Annotated in this window: 15 protein-coding genes; 4 read left to right on the top strand and 11 right to left on the bottom strand. The window is 64.0% G+C overall.

Annotated features, from left to right (window positions below):
- Window positions 1-185: 185 nt before the first annotated feature.
- Both ACTGJ9_RS10420 and ACTGJ9_RS10425 read left to right on the top strand, forming a co-directional pair.
- A complete protein-coding gene (locus ACTGJ9_RS10420; protein ID WP_456676988.1) occupies window positions 186-584 on the top strand; it encodes an antitoxin Xre/MbcA/ParS toxin-binding domain-containing protein in 399 nt (132 codons plus the stop codon).
- A gap of 9 nt (window positions 585-593) precedes the next feature.
- A complete protein-coding gene (locus ACTGJ9_RS10425; protein WP_456676989.1) occupies window positions 594-1034 on the top strand; it encodes an RES family NAD+ phosphorylase in 441 nt (146 codons plus the stop codon).
- 13 nt (window positions 1035-1047) lie between these two features.
- On the opposite strand, the gene ACTGJ9_RS10430 is transcribed toward ACTGJ9_RS10425, so the two are convergent.
- Complete coding sequence (locus tag ACTGJ9_RS10430; RefSeq protein WP_456676990.1) at window positions 1048-2019, bottom strand: bifunctional riboflavin kinase/FAD synthetase; 972 nt, start codon at window positions 2017-2019, stop codon at window positions 1048-1050.
- 228 nt (window positions 2020-2247) lie between these two features.
- On the opposite strand from ACTGJ9_RS10430, the gene ACTGJ9_RS10435 reads away from it, so the two are divergent.
- A complete protein-coding gene (locus ACTGJ9_RS10435; RefSeq protein ID WP_007596883.1) occupies window positions 2248-2643 on the top strand; it encodes a response regulator in 396 nt (131 codons plus the stop codon).
- A gap of 93 nt (window positions 2644-2736) precedes the next feature.
- On the opposite strand, the gene ACTGJ9_RS10440 is transcribed toward ACTGJ9_RS10435, so the two are convergent.
- The 9 genes from ACTGJ9_RS10440 to uvrC all read right to left on the bottom strand — a co-directional run bounded on the left by ACTGJ9_RS10440 (window position 2737) and on the right by uvrC (window position 11533).
- Entirely contained in the window at window positions 2737-3591 is an 855-nt protein-coding gene (locus ACTGJ9_RS10440) for a TIGR01459 family HAD-type hydrolase (RefSeq protein WP_456676991.1), read from the bottom strand.
- 15 nt (window positions 3592-3606) lie between these two features.
- A complete protein-coding gene (locus ACTGJ9_RS10445; protein ID WP_456676992.1) occupies window positions 3607-5085 on the bottom strand; it encodes an EAL domain-containing protein in 1479 nt (492 codons plus the stop codon).
- 151 nt (window positions 5086-5236) lie between these two features.
- Complete coding sequence (locus tag ACTGJ9_RS10450; protein ID WP_456678493.1) at window positions 5237-6367, bottom strand: YihY/virulence factor BrkB family protein; 1131 nt, start codon at window positions 6365-6367, stop codon at window positions 5237-5239.
- Complete coding sequence (locus ACTGJ9_RS10455; protein WP_456676993.1) at window positions 6367-6954, bottom strand: phage holin family protein; 588 nt, start codon at window positions 6952-6954, stop codon at window positions 6367-6369. Before ACTGJ9_RS10455 ends, ACTGJ9_RS10450 begins: the two co-directional genes overlap by 1 nt.
- 78 nt (window positions 6955-7032) lie before the next feature.
- Window positions 7033-7992 carry a 50S ribosomal protein L3 N(5)-glutamine methyltransferase gene (gene prmB, locus ACTGJ9_RS10460; RefSeq protein ID WP_456676994.1) on the bottom strand — a complete coding sequence of 320 codons (960 nt, stop codon included), beginning with the start codon at window positions 7990-7992 and terminating at the stop codon, window positions 7033-7035.
- Window positions 7992-8477: a molybdenum cofactor biosynthesis protein MoaE gene (locus tag ACTGJ9_RS10465; protein ID WP_456676995.1), complete on the bottom strand. Its 486-nt coding sequence runs from the start codon at window positions 8475-8477 to the stop codon at window positions 7992-7994. Before ACTGJ9_RS10465 ends, prmB begins: the two co-directional genes overlap by 1 nt.
- Before the next feature lie 14 nt (window positions 8478-8491).
- Window positions 8492-8743 (bottom strand): molybdopterin converting factor subunit 1, encoded by a 252-nt coding sequence (moaD, locus tag ACTGJ9_RS10470; protein ID WP_456676996.1) that lies wholly within the window; start codon window positions 8741-8743, stop codon window positions 8492-8494.
- Window positions 8740-9357 carry a CDP-diacylglycerol--glycerol-3-phosphate 3-phosphatidyltransferase gene (gene pgsA / locus ACTGJ9_RS10475; RefSeq protein WP_148751106.1) on the bottom strand — a complete coding sequence of 206 codons (618 nt, stop codon included), beginning with the start codon at window positions 9355-9357 and terminating at the stop codon, window positions 8740-8742. The genes moaD and pgsA overlap by 4 nt, the downstream gene beginning before the upstream one ends.
- 94 nt (window positions 9358-9451) lie before the next feature.
- The gene (uvrC, locus tag ACTGJ9_RS10480; protein ID WP_456676997.1) at window positions 9452-11533 is read right to left on the bottom strand and encodes an excinuclease ABC subunit UvrC; all 2082 of its coding nucleotides are present in this window, start codon (window positions 11531-11533) and stop codon (window positions 9452-9454) included.
- Between the two features lie 251 nt (window positions 11534-11784).
- Here uvrC and ACTGJ9_RS10485 point away from each other — a divergent pair, with 251 nt between their 5' ends.
- Window positions 11785-12408 carry an outer membrane protein gene (locus ACTGJ9_RS10485; RefSeq protein ID WP_456676998.1) on the top strand — a complete coding sequence of 208 codons (624 nt, stop codon included), beginning with the start codon at window positions 11785-11787 and terminating at the stop codon, window positions 12406-12408.
- A gap of 86 nt (window positions 12409-12494) precedes the next feature.
- On the opposite strand, the gene ACTGJ9_RS10490 is transcribed toward ACTGJ9_RS10485, so the two are convergent.
- Window positions 12495-12710, bottom strand: coding sequence for a cold-shock protein (locus tag ACTGJ9_RS10490; RefSeq protein ID WP_027534220.1), 216 nt, complete (start codon window positions 12708-12710; stop codon window positions 12495-12497).
- Window positions 12711-12726 lie beyond the last annotated feature (16 nt).

Here is a 12726-nt window from a genome sequence, read left to right on the forward strand (position 1 = left end):
CGCCGAGCCGGAGGCTCAGGCGGAAGCCGGGCCGCTAATCCCTATGATGCGCCGCGCAAACATGGGCCCTCCATAGCAGGGGGCCAAAGGAAGCGCAAAGGGAGGGTGAGCCAATCCTGAGCCGCAAGGCGCTATTGCGGAATTCCAAGACGGAATTAATGTATTGATTAACGGAGACAAATTCCATGAGCACAGGTTCACTTGCCGAGGTTTTCGAGGAGCTCAAGCAGCTTCGTCGGCTTGGCGGAAAGCGAGACCCTCAGGCTCATTCAGAGGTTGTATCATCGCTTGAGGGTGCTTACACCGTGTTGATCAAGGCTGGTCAGCGAGAGACAGCGGAACTGCTTCGGACGGTGATTGAAGATCTTGCCTCGTCAGAGAGATCTGGGGCGCCGGTCAGAATCCTCGAGATCAAGACGGTCGCGGATCGTGTCTTTGGCGATGAAGCAAAGGCGAAGGCTTGGCTCCAGCGGCCAAACCAATCGTTGTCGGGTCAGAAGCCAGCCGACTTGTTGCAGGATGAACTCGGTGCGGCCGTTGTCCGTGAATTGCTCGAACGGATTGATCACGGAATTTTTGCCTGAGCCCGCAAGATGGAGCTCTGGCGGATTTCGAACTATATCGATCTTTCCGGAATTGGCGGCCTGAAGATAGCCGGCAGATGGCATTCACAGGGCAAGCGGATCGTCTATCTCGCCGATCATCCGTCAAGTGCATTGCTGGAAATGTTGATCCATATGGATCGCGATCTTATCCCGCCGACGTATCAGTTGCTGCGCGTCGCGGTCCCCGACGACGTTGTCGTTGAGACTGTCGGATCAGAATTGCCTCTGAACTGGCGGTCTCAGACGATGGTTAGCCGCGGGATCGGCGATCGATGGCTTGATCGGTCGACGAGTGCGCTCTTGCAGGTGCCGTCTGCGATAAGTTCGCATGGAGCCAATTTTCTTCTGAACCCTGCGCATCTGGATGCTGCGCGTGTTGGCATCGCTGAGGTGGTTCAGGCGCCATTCGATCCACGGCTGCTCGCCTAGCCCGGCCCCTAGATTAATCGACCGTCCCGAGCCGCGGAAACGCATCCGGGGCGGCGGCCAGCATGGCGCGAGCGCGGGCGGAATCGTCGTCCATCTGACGGATCAGGGCCTCCAGGCTGTCGAATTTCAGCTCCTCGCGGATGAAGCCGATAAAGGCGCAATCCAGCGCCTGCCCGTAAAGGTCGCCCTTGAAGTCGAACAGGAAGATTTCGAGCAGCGGCGCGCCATTATCAAAGGTCGGCCGACGGCCGAAGCTTGCCACCCCGTTCAGACGCTCAGGCCCGCGGCCGACCCGCACGGCATAGATGCCGTGCTTCAGGCCGCAATTGGCGTCGAGCCGGATGTTGGCGGTGGGATAGCCGAGGTCACGGCCGCGCTTCTCGCCGTGAATGACCTCGCCGGTGACGAACCAGGGCGCGCCCAGCATGGTGGTGGCCTCGTCGAGTTGTCCCTCGGCGAGCGCGATCCGGATCGCACTGGAGGAGACCGGCCGCTCGTCGATGTCGACATGCGGCTGCACGTCGACCTCGATACCTAGCCTGGGGGCCTCGTTGACCAAAAGGCCGGGCGAGCCGACGCGTCCTTTGCCGAAATGAAAGTCGTAGCCGACCGCAATCCCGCTGACGCCGAGGCGCTCGATCAGGTCATGGTGAATGAAATCTTGCGCACTGGTGCCGGCGCGGGCCTTGTCGAAGGTCATGACCACGGCACCGGCAAGCCCGGTCCCGGCCAGAAGCCGCAGCTTGGCGCGTTCGTCCGTGAGGCGAAATTGCGGGGTGTTGGGGCTGAAGAACCGGCGCGGATGCGGCTCGAAGGTCAGCGCCAGCGCAGGGCGGCCGTGCGCCCGGCCCATTTCCAGAGCTGCGGCAATAACGGCGCGGTGGCCGAGATGGACCCCGTCGAAATTGCCCATGGCGACCACGGCTCCCTTCAGGATCGCTGAATCGGGCGTGGTATCGCGGATAACGGTAAATTGCGGGGCCATCAGGGGAAATTCTCGAGCCGGCGGGACCGGCCGGACCGTGGCTTGACCGGGCCGATGAAGTCAAGCGCGCGGGGCGAACGCATGGAACGCGATTTCCATTCAGCGCGGCCGGCCCCAGTTAACGCGCTGTTTAACGCCTTGGTGCTAGTGCTTGAAACGTGGAACCACGGGCTACGGCCCGGCAGGTCCGATCGTAATATTTCCTGGGTTTGCGTTGGGGGAGTCGAGATGGCGGTTGATTTGTCGATGTCGGTTCTGGTGGTGGACGACTATAGCACCATGATCCGTATCATCCGGAATCTGCTGAAGCAGCTTGGCTTCGAGAATATCGATGATGCCAGCGACGGTTCGGCGGCGCTGAACAAGATGCGCGGCAAGAAGTACGGGCTCGTGATTTCCGACTGGAACATGGAGCCGATGACCGGCTATGACCTGCTGCGCGAAGTGCGGGCCGATCCCAATCTCGCCACCACGCCTTTCATCATGATCACGGCGGAATCGAAGACCGAGAACGTGATCGCGGCCAAGAAAGCCGGCGTGAACAACTACATCGTCAAGCCGTTCAATGCGGCGACGCTGAAGACCAAGATCGAGGCGGTCTTCCCGGATATGGCGAGCGCGTAAGCGCGCGATCGACGCCATCAGCTCAATTTGGAAAGCCCGGGCATTTGTCCCGGGCTTTCTGTATTGGGTGCCTTCCCTTCGGAACGCCGGATCTCACCACTTCAATTCGCGCATCAGCGCCTTCGGCGGGTGGCCGAACAATTCCGTCACTGACTTGGGATCGAGCTGGTCGAGGCCCTCGAACTCCTCGGCATGGATGCCGCGGGTGACGAACAGGCAGTCGATGCCGAACTCACGTGCGCCGGTCAGGTCGGTGCGGACGGAATCGCCGATGGCGAGCACCTTTTTCCGGTCGATCGGGTGGCCATGGCGTTCGCCGGCGAGCGCCATCGCGCGCTCGTAGATCGGCCGGTGCGGCTTGCCGTAGAAGATCACCTCGCCGCCAAGCTCGCGATACAGCTCGGCGATCGCGCCGGCACAATAGATCAGCCGGTCGCCGCGCTCGACCACGATGTCGGGATTGGCGCAGATCAGCGTCAGCTTGCGCTCGCGCGCCTTGAGCATCATGCCGCGATAGTCTTCCGCGGTCTCGGTCTCGTCATCATAGAGACCGGTGCAGACGATGTAGTCGGCCTCTTCCAGCGGCGCGGTCTTCGCATCGAGGCCGCGATAGATCGAGTTGTCGCGCTCGGGGCCGAGCCAGAACATCTTGCGGCCGGGATGCTCAGCGACATAGTGCCGGGTCAGATCGCCCGAGGAGACGATCGCGTCATAGGTCTCGTCGGCGACACCGAGCTTGCGCAATTGCCGCTGCACGGAGGCGGCCGGGCGCGGTGCGTTGGTGATCAGGATCACCGTACCGCCACGGCTGCGATAGGTGTGCAGCGCCTCGCAAGCCTCGGGGAAGGATTCCAGTCCGTTATGGACCACGCCCCAGATGTCGCTGAGCACGACCTCGACCCCATCCACGAGTTCGCGCAGCCTTTTGGCGAAATGCAACGTGGTCATGATGCGTGCGGCCGATCAGATGCGCCGCGCCAGCGCCGCGTTGCCGGTGATGCGCGATGACGGAGTGGCAGGCGCCCCGCCTGGGCTGGGTGTTCCGGAGCCATTGGATCCCTGAATGTCCTGCGCCGGGTTCGACGCGGCCCCGCCGGTAGCAGATGCCCCCTCGGGCCGCAATGGCCGGGGCGGCGCGAACAGAAAGCCCTGGCCGAACCGCACGTCATAGTCGAGCAAGTCGACCACCGCGCGCTCGCCCTCGATCCGCTCCGCGATCAAATCGATACCGAAGCGGCCGAGCAGGTCGGACAGGTCGGAGGGATGAATGTCCGAGGTCGACGCCTGCCTCGGGTCGAGCAGGAGCGAGGCCGGGACCTTGATGAAGCGCACGCCGCGGTCGGCGAGCTCGCGCGGCTCGATCCGCAAGTCGGTGACATGGTCGATCGAGAAGCGGAAGCCGCGCTGCGCGAGCGCCGCGAGATTCTCCGTCTCTGCAGGGCCGAGGCCGCGGAAGGTCGACTGCTTGAACTCCAGCACCAGCGATGGCGCGAGCGCCCGGTTGGCCTCGAGGAAGTCGAGGCATTGCGCGAAGGTGGTGGAATTGCCGAGCGTCGAGGCCGCGACATTGCAGAACACGCCGACATCCTTGTTGCGCACCATCAGCCGGCGCAACACCTGGACACAGCGCAGCAACACCATGTTGTCGATGCGTCCGATCAGCCCGGAGGCCTCGGCGATGCTGATGAACTCTTCGGCAGCAATCAGCTGGTCGCGCTCGTCGCGAAGCCTGGTCACGGCCTCGTAGAAGCGGACCTTGCGCTGCGGCAGCGTCACCATCGGCTGGAGGAAGATGTCGATGCGGTTCTCGTCAATGGCATTGCGCAACGTCGCCAGCATCTGGGTCTGATTGCGGCCGTTGACCGTCGAAACGGCATTGGCGGTGTGGGTCTGGACTGCCGGCGGCGTCGGCCGCGGCGGCGGAGTTGCTGGAAGCGGCGGAGGAGGGGGCGCCCGGTCCTCGAGCGGCGCCATCAGGTCGACCGGCGCTTCCGCCTCCAGCCTGGCGGCCGGAGCGGCGGCCAGCGCCGGCGCGTGACCGGCCAGCAGGTCCTCATGGATCGACACGGTGGCGGCAAGCTGCCTGACCAGCCCGCCGAGTTCGTTGATCTCGCCGACCACCGACTGGACACGATCGGAATTGGTCGAATTGGACGAGGCGATGCGGCCCTCGATCGCCGCGAGCCGGCGGCCGAACTCGGCCACCTGGCGGGCGAGATCGGCGGTGCCGCGCGACAGGTCGGCGATCTGGCCGCCGACGTCACTGCGGTCGCGCAGCCGCATCGAGACCGCGTTGTAGAGGATCAGGAAGGTCAGCGCGGTCAGCGCCACGATCGCGGATTCGGTTCCGCTGATGCCGGCGACCGCGTAGAGCCCGAGCCCGAGCGAGGCCGCGACCAGGACCATGCAGATGGCGATGAAGATCGTCGAAATGCGAATCATGCCGCGCGCTATGCCTCAAGAGCTGACTGCCTCACCCGGGAAAACACGGGCCGCAATTCGCACCCGTTACGCCTCATGCTCCCCAAGCATGAATGACCCTAACATCATTGTTGATTCGAGGGGATAGCGGCCGCAAGCGGCGAGTGCCGGGTCAGGACGGCGCGGCGGCACCGACCGTGTCGGCCGAAACGGCGTCGCGGCTGCCGAGCGGCTTCGGCCGCCCGGTGGTCGTATCGCGCAGGGTCTGCCGTTCGATTTCAGAATTCAGCTCGGCCCCGAACATGATCACGATGGCCGACACCCACATCCACATCATCAGGCCGATCGCTGCGCCGAGCGAGCCGTAGGTCGCGCTGTAATTGGCGAATTTGGACAGATACCAGGACAACAGTGCCGAGCCGGCGATCCAAAGGATGGAGGCCGTCACTGCGCCGAGGCTCAGCCATTGCCAGCGCGGCGCATCCCGGCTCGGCGCGAAGCGGTAGAGGATGGCAAGCGCGACCAGCAGGAGGACGAACAGCAGCGGCCATCGTGCGAGGGCGATGATCAGCTTGCTTTGGGGAGCAAGCCCGAGATGGTTCAGCGCGAGCGGGAAGGCGACCACGGCGCCCACCATCAACAGCAGCGCTGCGATGCCGCCGACCGTGAAGGCCAGCGACACCAGGTTCAGGCGGATGAAGCTGCGCTTTTCACGCTCCTCGTAGGCGACGTTGAGCGCGTCGAAGATGGATTTGACGCCGGCGTTGGCGCTCCAGATCGCAAGCACAAGACCGAACAGGAACGTGGCTCCAAGTGCTGTATTGCCCTTGGACACCACGCGGGCGACCTGGTCCTGGATGATCTGGAACGTACCCTCGGGCAGCATCAACGCCAGGGTCTGCAGGTTGCCGGCAATCGTCGAGGGATTGGCGAACAGGCCGTAGAACGAGACGAGCGCGGTTATCGCCGGAAAGATCGCCAGCAACCCGAAGAAGACGACGCCGCCCGCGGTCGCCAGCAAGCGATCTTCACCGATGCGCTGATAGGTGCGCCAGAAAATATCCTTCCAGCCGGCCCAAGGAATTGCGAAGGGATTGTCGGAGTGACGGCCGCGTCCGGGCTGCGCGGCCGCACGCCCGGCACTCGTCTCCGGCGAATTCGCCTCGTTATTGCGGTGGTCCTGCGGAGGCCCCGTCCGGATCAAGCCGGACTCCTTAAAATACCGTTCCGCGCTCAGCACCAGCACGGCAGTCGCCGCCATCAGCAGCCAGTTGTCGAACTGATCGGAGCGCCGCGCGAGCATCACGCGTCCAATCCATGCCCGTGCCGCCTCCGCCGCGCGGCGGTGAGCCCCAAGACACCTATCGCCGCGAGCATCAGGCCAAGCTGCACCGGCCGGTTGGTGTGGATGGAGCGGGGTTTACTGCCATTGCCGCGTTCGCCCGGCGCGAGCGGCACCAAGGGAATCGTTGTCGCGACCTCCTTTACCGCCTCCTTGACGGTTCCGCGCCGGATGCGCGGGGTGGCGATCGCCACCCGAAGCCGGCTGGCGAGTGGCACGATCGACTTGGGCTTGCGCCTCATCTGCACCATGGCGATGCCAGCGCAGATGACGGCCAGCACCAACAGCACCGCCCCGACGGCCCCAAAGCCCCAGAATTGTCCATAGGTAATGGCAACCCAGCGGTAGAGGGCGATCAGGCCGACAAAGAAGGTTGCAATCAGGAACAGCCCGGCTACGGCGAACAATCCCGCCGCGACCGCATAAGACGTCAGGCGACCCGTGGTCTGGCTGGTGCGGTCACGCAGATACGACCGCGTTGCGCGCTTGAGATGGTTGAGTTTCAGCGCCATGCCGGCGCGCAGCAATTCGCCCGATGGCGCGAGCATGCGGACATCCTCCGAGAGCGAGACAATTCGTCCGGGGATGAACGTGGCCGAATTTGACTTGTTCCGTCGCGCGCTCGATCAACCGAGATCGGCGGTCGCGATCCAGAACACCTCGCCCTCGGACTCCTCCGTGTCGAGCCAGAGCAGGGGCAGTTCCGGAAAAGCCTCGTCGACCAGCTCGCGACCGCGGCCGATCTCGCAGAGCAGGCCGCCGTCCGGTGTGAGATGGTCTGGCGCATCGCGCAGGATGCGACGGACGACGTCGAGACCGTCGGCGCCACCGTCGAAGGCGAGCTTCGGCTCGGCCCGGCATTCCGGCGGCAGCGCCGCCATGCCTTCCGCGTCGACATAGGGCGGGTTGGTGATGATCAGATCGTATTTGTTGGCGCCGAGCGGCGCGAACAGATCGCCCCGATGCAGCGTGATCCGCTCATCCAGCCCATGATCCCCAACATTGCGCGCCGCGACGTCGAGCGCGCCCTTGGAGATATCGACGGCGTCGACCATGGCATTCGGGAAATGATATGCGGCGAGGATCGCAAGGCATCCCGATCCCGTGCAGAGATCGAGCACGCTTTCAATGGCCGTGGGATCGTCGATCAGCGAACCCGCTTCGCCGTCGCCGCCGAAATGCGAATCCAGAAGCTCGCCAATGAAGGAGCGCGGAACGATGACGCGCTCGTCGACATAGAACGGCAGGCCGCGCATGTAGATCTTGTTGACGAGGTAGGCCGTCGGTTTGCGTGTGGTCACGCGCTTCTGGATAAGGTCAAGCAGTCTCTGGCCTTCCGCGGCGGTGACGCGAGCATGGCCAAAAATCTCGAACTGGTCGGGATGCATGTGCAACGCTTCGCAGACCAGGAAGACGGCTTCCGCCACCGCATCGGTGGTGCCGTGGGCAAAGGCAAGTTTCGCCTCGACGAAGCAGCTGACCGCATAACGGACGAAATCGATCAGCGTGAGCAGCTCGCCGCGACCGACCTTGGCGAATTTTGACGCGACGGGGCCGCGCGTCGTCTTTTTCACGGCTCTTGCCATCAGGATCGGGTCCAGCGTGCGGCGGCCTCGTCGTCGCGGGCGTGGGCCTCGACCCAGCCGGTGCCGGTGGCGCTCTCTTCCTTCTTCCAGAAGGGTGCGCTGGTCTTGAGATAATCCATCAGAAACTCGGCCGCCTCGAACGCCGCCCTGCGATGTTGCGAGGCGGTGAGCACCAGCACGATGTTCTGGCCGGGCATGAACCGCCCGACGCGATGGATGACGGTGACGCCGTTGAGTGGCCAGCGCGAGATGGCCTCGTCGACATGGCGCTTGATCTCTTCTTCCGCCATACCAGGGTAATGTTCGAGCGTGAGCGCCGCGATGTTCGAACTGTCCTCGTCGGCGCGACAGATGCCGGAGAAGCTGACGACCGCTCCGATATCGGTGCGGCTCTCGGTCAGGACCGCGATCTCGCGCGCGATGTCGAAATCGTCTTCCTGGATGCGGATGGCGACAGGGCAGGTGGTCACAGCGGAAGTGGTCACAGGGGAGTCATGGCCTAGCCGCCGGTCATCGGCGGGAAGAACGCGATCTCGCGGGCGCCCGCGATCGTGGCGTCGGACTTGACGTGGGCGTGGTCGATCGCGGTGCGGATCACCTTCGGCTTCTCGAACGCATAAGCATAAGCTTCGCTTCGACCGGACAGCCAGGCGATCAGCTCCTCGACGGTGCGCACCGTCGCGGGCGGCTCGATCGTCTCCTCGGCCTTGCCCACGCGCTCTCGCACCCAGGCGAAGTACTTCACCTTCATCCCTCGTCCTCCTTGATGAGGTGATGGATGCCGGCACGGAAATAGTCGTAGCCGGTGTACATGGTCAGGATCGCGGAGGCCCACAGCAGGACGAGGCCGATCAGTGAGACCATCGGGACAACCTCGTCGCCGGCCGGACCGGCGAGCAGGAAGCCGATGGCGACGAGCTGAACCGTGGTCTTCCACTTGGCGAGCTTGGTCACGGGCACGCTGACACGCAGCGCGGCGAGGTATTCGCGCAGCCCCGACACGAGAATCTCGCGGCACAGGATCACGATGGCGGCCCACAGCGACCAGCCATGGATGATGCCGTCGGCGGCCAGCATGAGGAGGCAGGAGGCGACCAGCAGCTTGTCGGCGATCGGGTCGAGCATCCGGCCGAACGCCGATTGCTGATTCCAGATCCGCGCGTAATAGCCGTCGAGATAGTCCGTCACCGCGGCGCCGATGAAGATCGCGACCGCGACCCAGCGCAGCCACAGCGGATAGTCCATGATCGACTGTGCATAGATGCATCCGACCACGACCGGGATCGCGGCGATCCGGCCATAGGTCAGGATGTTCGGGAGGGACATCGCGCGGCTGGTCGTCCCTCGTGTCGTGGCGATGTTCATCCGTCCTACCAATACCGCTCAAGCCTGAACGTCAACCGTCCGTCCCCAATGGGGGTGCCGGATGCGACGACCATATGACTACGGCCTCTTTAGTTCACCCCGACTGGGGATGGAAATAGTCGAAAATCCTGCGGGCGCTCTCGGCGCTCACCCCAGGAACCTTGCCGAGATCGGCGATCGAGGCGCGTTCGATCTCCTTCAGGGTTCCGAAATGGTGCAGCAAGGCACGTTTGCGTGACGGGCCGATGCCCGGAATCTCCTGCAAACCGGCCTCGCGAATGTCCTTCTTGCGCAGCTTGCGGTGCGAGCCGATGACGAAGCGGTGCGCCTCGTCGCGCAGGCGCTGGATGAAATAGAGCACGGGGTCGCGCGGCTCCAGCTTGATCGCCTCGCGCTCCGGCATGAACAGGGTCTCGCGGCCGGCATCCCGGTCCGGCCCTTTGGCGACCGACATCAGTGACACCTGGGTCAGGCCGAGATTGGTGAAGATCTCCCGGACGGCGTTGAGCTGGCCGCGGCCGCCGTCGATGATCACGAGATCGGGCCATTGCGGGAAATCGTCGTCCTTGGCCTTGGCAGCGCTCTCTTCGGGCGGGTTGATCAGGCGCTTGAAGCGGCGCTCCAGCACCTCGCGCATCATGCCGTAATCGTCGCCGGGCGTGAGCCCTTCGGACTTGATGTTGAACTTGCGGTACTGGTTTTTCACAAAGCCGTCCGGGCCGGCGACGATCATGGCGCCGACAGCGTTGGTGCCCTGGATGTGGCTGTTGTCGTAGACCTCGATGCGCTTGGGCGCATGCGGCAGGCTTAGCGTGGTGGCCATGGCGTCGAGCAGGCGACTTTGGGTCGCGGTATCCGCGAGCTTGCGGCCGAGCGCTTCGCGCGCATTGGTCAGCGCGTGGGTGACGAGCTCCTTCTTCTCGCCGCGCCTGGGCGTGGTGACCTCGATCTTGTGGCCGGCCTTGATCGATAGCGCGTTGGCGAGCAGGTCGCTCTCCTCAATGTCATGCGAGAGCAGGATGGTCTTCGGCGGCGGCTTGTCGTCGTAGAACTGGGCGAGGAAGGAGCCCAGCACCTCCTCCGGCGTATAGGTCTTCTCCGCGCGCGGGAAATAGGCGCGGTTGCCCCAGTTCTGTCCGGTGCGGAAGAAGAACACTTCGACGCAGGAGAAGCCGCCTTCCTGGTGGATGGCGAACACGTCGGCTTCCTCCACCGTGCGCGGATTGATGCCCTGCTGCGATTGGATCGCCGACAGCGCGGCGAGGCGGTCGCGATAGAGCGCCGCGCTCTCGAATTCGAGCTCGCCCGAAGCCTTCTCCATCTCGCCTGCGAGCTCCTGCTTCACCGCCTGGCTCTTGCCGGACAGGAAGTCGGTCGCCTCGCGCACCAGCGTCGTATAGCCGGGAAAGTCGATCTCGCGGGTGCACGGGCCGGCGCAGCGGCGGATCTGGTAGAGCAGGCAGGGCCGCGAGCGGCTCTCGAAGAAGGAATCCGTGCAGGAGCGGATCAGGAATGCGCGCTGCAAGGCCGTGATGGTGCGGTTGACGGCGCCGGCGGAGGCGAACGGGCCGAAATAGCGCCCGGGCCGGGTCTGCGCGCCGCGGTGCTTCAGGATCTGCGGTGCCCAATGGTCGCCGGTGATCAGAATATAGGGAAATGATTTATCGTCGCGCAGCTGCACGTTAAAGCGCGGCCGCAGCTGCTTGATGAGATTGGCTTCCAGCAGCAGCGCCTCGGTCTCGGTCGTGGTCGAGACGATCTCCACGGTCACCGTGGCCGCGATCATGCGCAGGATGCGCGCCGGCTGCGGCGCGCTCTGGCGCGCGTAGTTGGACAGGCGCTTTTTGACGTTCTTGGCCTTGCCGACATAGAGCACGTCGGCATTGGCGCTGAGCATGCGATAGACGCCCGGCGAGGTCGGCGCGAGCCGGACCGCGCGCTCGATCGCCTCGTGACCGCTCGCCAGCGGCTCTTCGTCGATCGCGCCGCTTTCTTCCAGAATGTCCGGCAGCCGCGCATCGTCCTCGTCATCGCCGCCCGCAGTGGCGGGATCGAGATCGGGCGGCGCCGTCTCTTGCGGCTCCTGACGCTCTTGGCGCGGAGCGTCGACGGTCGCGACTCGCGGCGATTTGCGCGCGCGTGCCTCGTCCGGATTGTCGGTGGAATCGTGAACCATGATGCGAATTTAGGCGCTGGGGGAGCCGATTTGAAGTTCCGGCCGTGTCGCACGCACAGGATGGCGGCGCAGTTCCCGGTAACGCTTCCTTAAGTCTGTTAACAGCGCAGTAACGGGTCTTAACAGCCCTTTAACTTAAAACTCTCGATAAATCTTACGCGAAAAAGTGGTGGTTCCGTAACCGTGCGGTTTGGCCTTGCGCAGCGGCGCGGGCATCGCACCCGGTTGCGGCAGTTGCGTTGGAGTGCGTGATGAAGAGGCTCGTTGTGGGCGCAGCTGCATTGGCTGCAGCCGGCTGGACGGCGTCGGCAGAGGCCGCCGATCTCAGTTACGGGCAACGTGCGCCTTATACGGTCAATCAGCCGCTCAATGGCTATAGCTGGGCCGGCCCGTATCTCGGCGCCAATGTCGGCTATGAATGGGGCTCGGTGAGCAACACGCCCGTGAAGCCATCCGGCTTCGTCGGCGGCGCGCAGGCCGGCTACAATTTCCAGAACGGCCCGTGGGTGTTCGGGGTCGAGGGCGACATCCAGGCAGCAGGCGCCGACGACACTTTCGCGCCGTGGAAGTTCTCCAATCCCTGGTTCGGCACGCTGCGTGGTCGCGCCGGCTATGCCTTCAGCAACATCTTGTTCTACGGCACCGCCGGCTTCGCTTTCGGCGAGCTGCGCGCGCAGACCTTCGGCTGGACGGAATCGCACACCACCGCCGGCTGGACCGCCGGCGTCGGCGCAGAAGTCGGCTTCGCGCCGAACTGGAGCGCGAAGCTCGAATATCTCTACGTCGATCTGTCGTCGAGCCAGTTCGCAATTACAGGCGTGTCAAACGGCTATAGCGCCAGCGTTGTTCGCGCAGGCGTGAACTATCACTTCTGATAGCCAACTAAGAAAATACCGGACTACAGCCTCCCGGCCGCTCGCGGCCGGGATTTTTTTGCGGCAGTCTTCTCGGGGCAGGTCCGCTACGAAAGGATCACGAGATTGACCGCCTTCGGCCCCTTCCCCTTCTTGTCCGGTTCGACTTCGAACGTGATACGCTGTCCTTCGGCAAGGTCCTTCAGTCCCGCCCGCTCAACCGCGGTGATGTGAACGAAGACATCGCGACCGCCGTCGTCCGGCTTGATGAAGCCGTAGCCGCGCTCGCCGTTGAAGAACTTAACCGTTCCCGTATTGGCCATCGGGAAACTCCCCCTC

The sequence above is a fragment of the Bradyrhizobium sp. RDM12 genome (genome assembly GCF_051917485.1).
Classification (GTDB): Bacteria; Pseudomonadota; Alphaproteobacteria; order Rhizobiales; family Xanthobacteraceae; genus Bradyrhizobium.

What these genes read in the sequence shown, in the direction of transcription:
- ACTGJ9_RS10420 (WP_456676988.1), top strand. Translation starts at nt 186, where the DNA reads ATGAGCACAGGTTCACTTGCCGAGGTTTTCGAGGAGCTCAAGCAGCTT.
- prmB (WP_456676994.1), bottom strand. Translation starts at nt 7,992, where the DNA reads ATGGCAAGAGCCGTGAAAAAGACGACGCGCGGCCCCGTCGCGTCAAAA.
- uvrC (WP_456676997.1), bottom strand. Translation starts at nt 11,533, where the DNA reads ATGGTTCACGATTCCACCGACAATCCGGACGAGGCACGCGCGCGCAAA.
- ACTGJ9_RS10490 (WP_027534220.1), bottom strand. Translation starts at nt 12,710, where the DNA reads ATGGCCAATACGGGAACGGTTAAGTTCTTCAACGGCGAGCGCGGCTAC.
- ACTGJ9_RS10450 (WP_456678493.1), bottom strand. Translation starts at nt 6,367, where the DNA reads ATGCTCGCGCGGCGCTCCGATCAGTTCGACAACTGGCTGCTGATGGCG.
- ACTGJ9_RS10430 (WP_456676990.1), bottom strand. Translation starts at nt 2,019, where the DNA reads ATGGCCCCGCAATTTACCGTTATCCGCGATACCACGCCCGATTCAGCG.
- ACTGJ9_RS10445 (WP_456676992.1), bottom strand. Translation starts at nt 5,085, where the DNA reads ATGATTCGCATTTCGACGATCTTCATCGCCATCTGCATGGTCCTGGTC.
- ACTGJ9_RS10485 (WP_456676998.1), top strand. Translation starts at nt 11,785, where the DNA reads ATGAAGAGGCTCGTTGTGGGCGCAGCTGCATTGGCTGCAGCCGGCTGG.
- ACTGJ9_RS10425 (WP_456676989.1), top strand. Translation starts at nt 594, where the DNA reads ATGGAGCTCTGGCGGATTTCGAACTATATCGATCTTTCCGGAATTGGC.
- pgsA (WP_148751106.1), bottom strand. Translation starts at nt 9,357, where the DNA reads ATGAACATCGCCACGACACGAGGGACGACCAGCCGCGCGATGTCCCTC.
- moaD (WP_456676996.1), bottom strand. Translation starts at nt 8,743, where the DNA reads ATGAAGGTGAAGTACTTCGCCTGGGTGCGAGAGCGCGTGGGCAAGGCC.
- ACTGJ9_RS10455 (WP_456676993.1), bottom strand. Translation starts at nt 6,954, where the DNA reads ATGCTCGCGCCATCGGGCGAATTGCTGCGCGCCGGCATGGCGCTGAAA.
- ACTGJ9_RS10440 (WP_456676991.1), bottom strand. Translation starts at nt 3,591, where the DNA reads ATGACCACGTTGCATTTCGCCAAAAGGCTGCGCGAACTCGTGGATGGG.
- ACTGJ9_RS10435 (WP_007596883.1), top strand. Translation starts at nt 2,248, where the DNA reads ATGGCGGTTGATTTGTCGATGTCGGTTCTGGTGGTGGACGACTATAGC.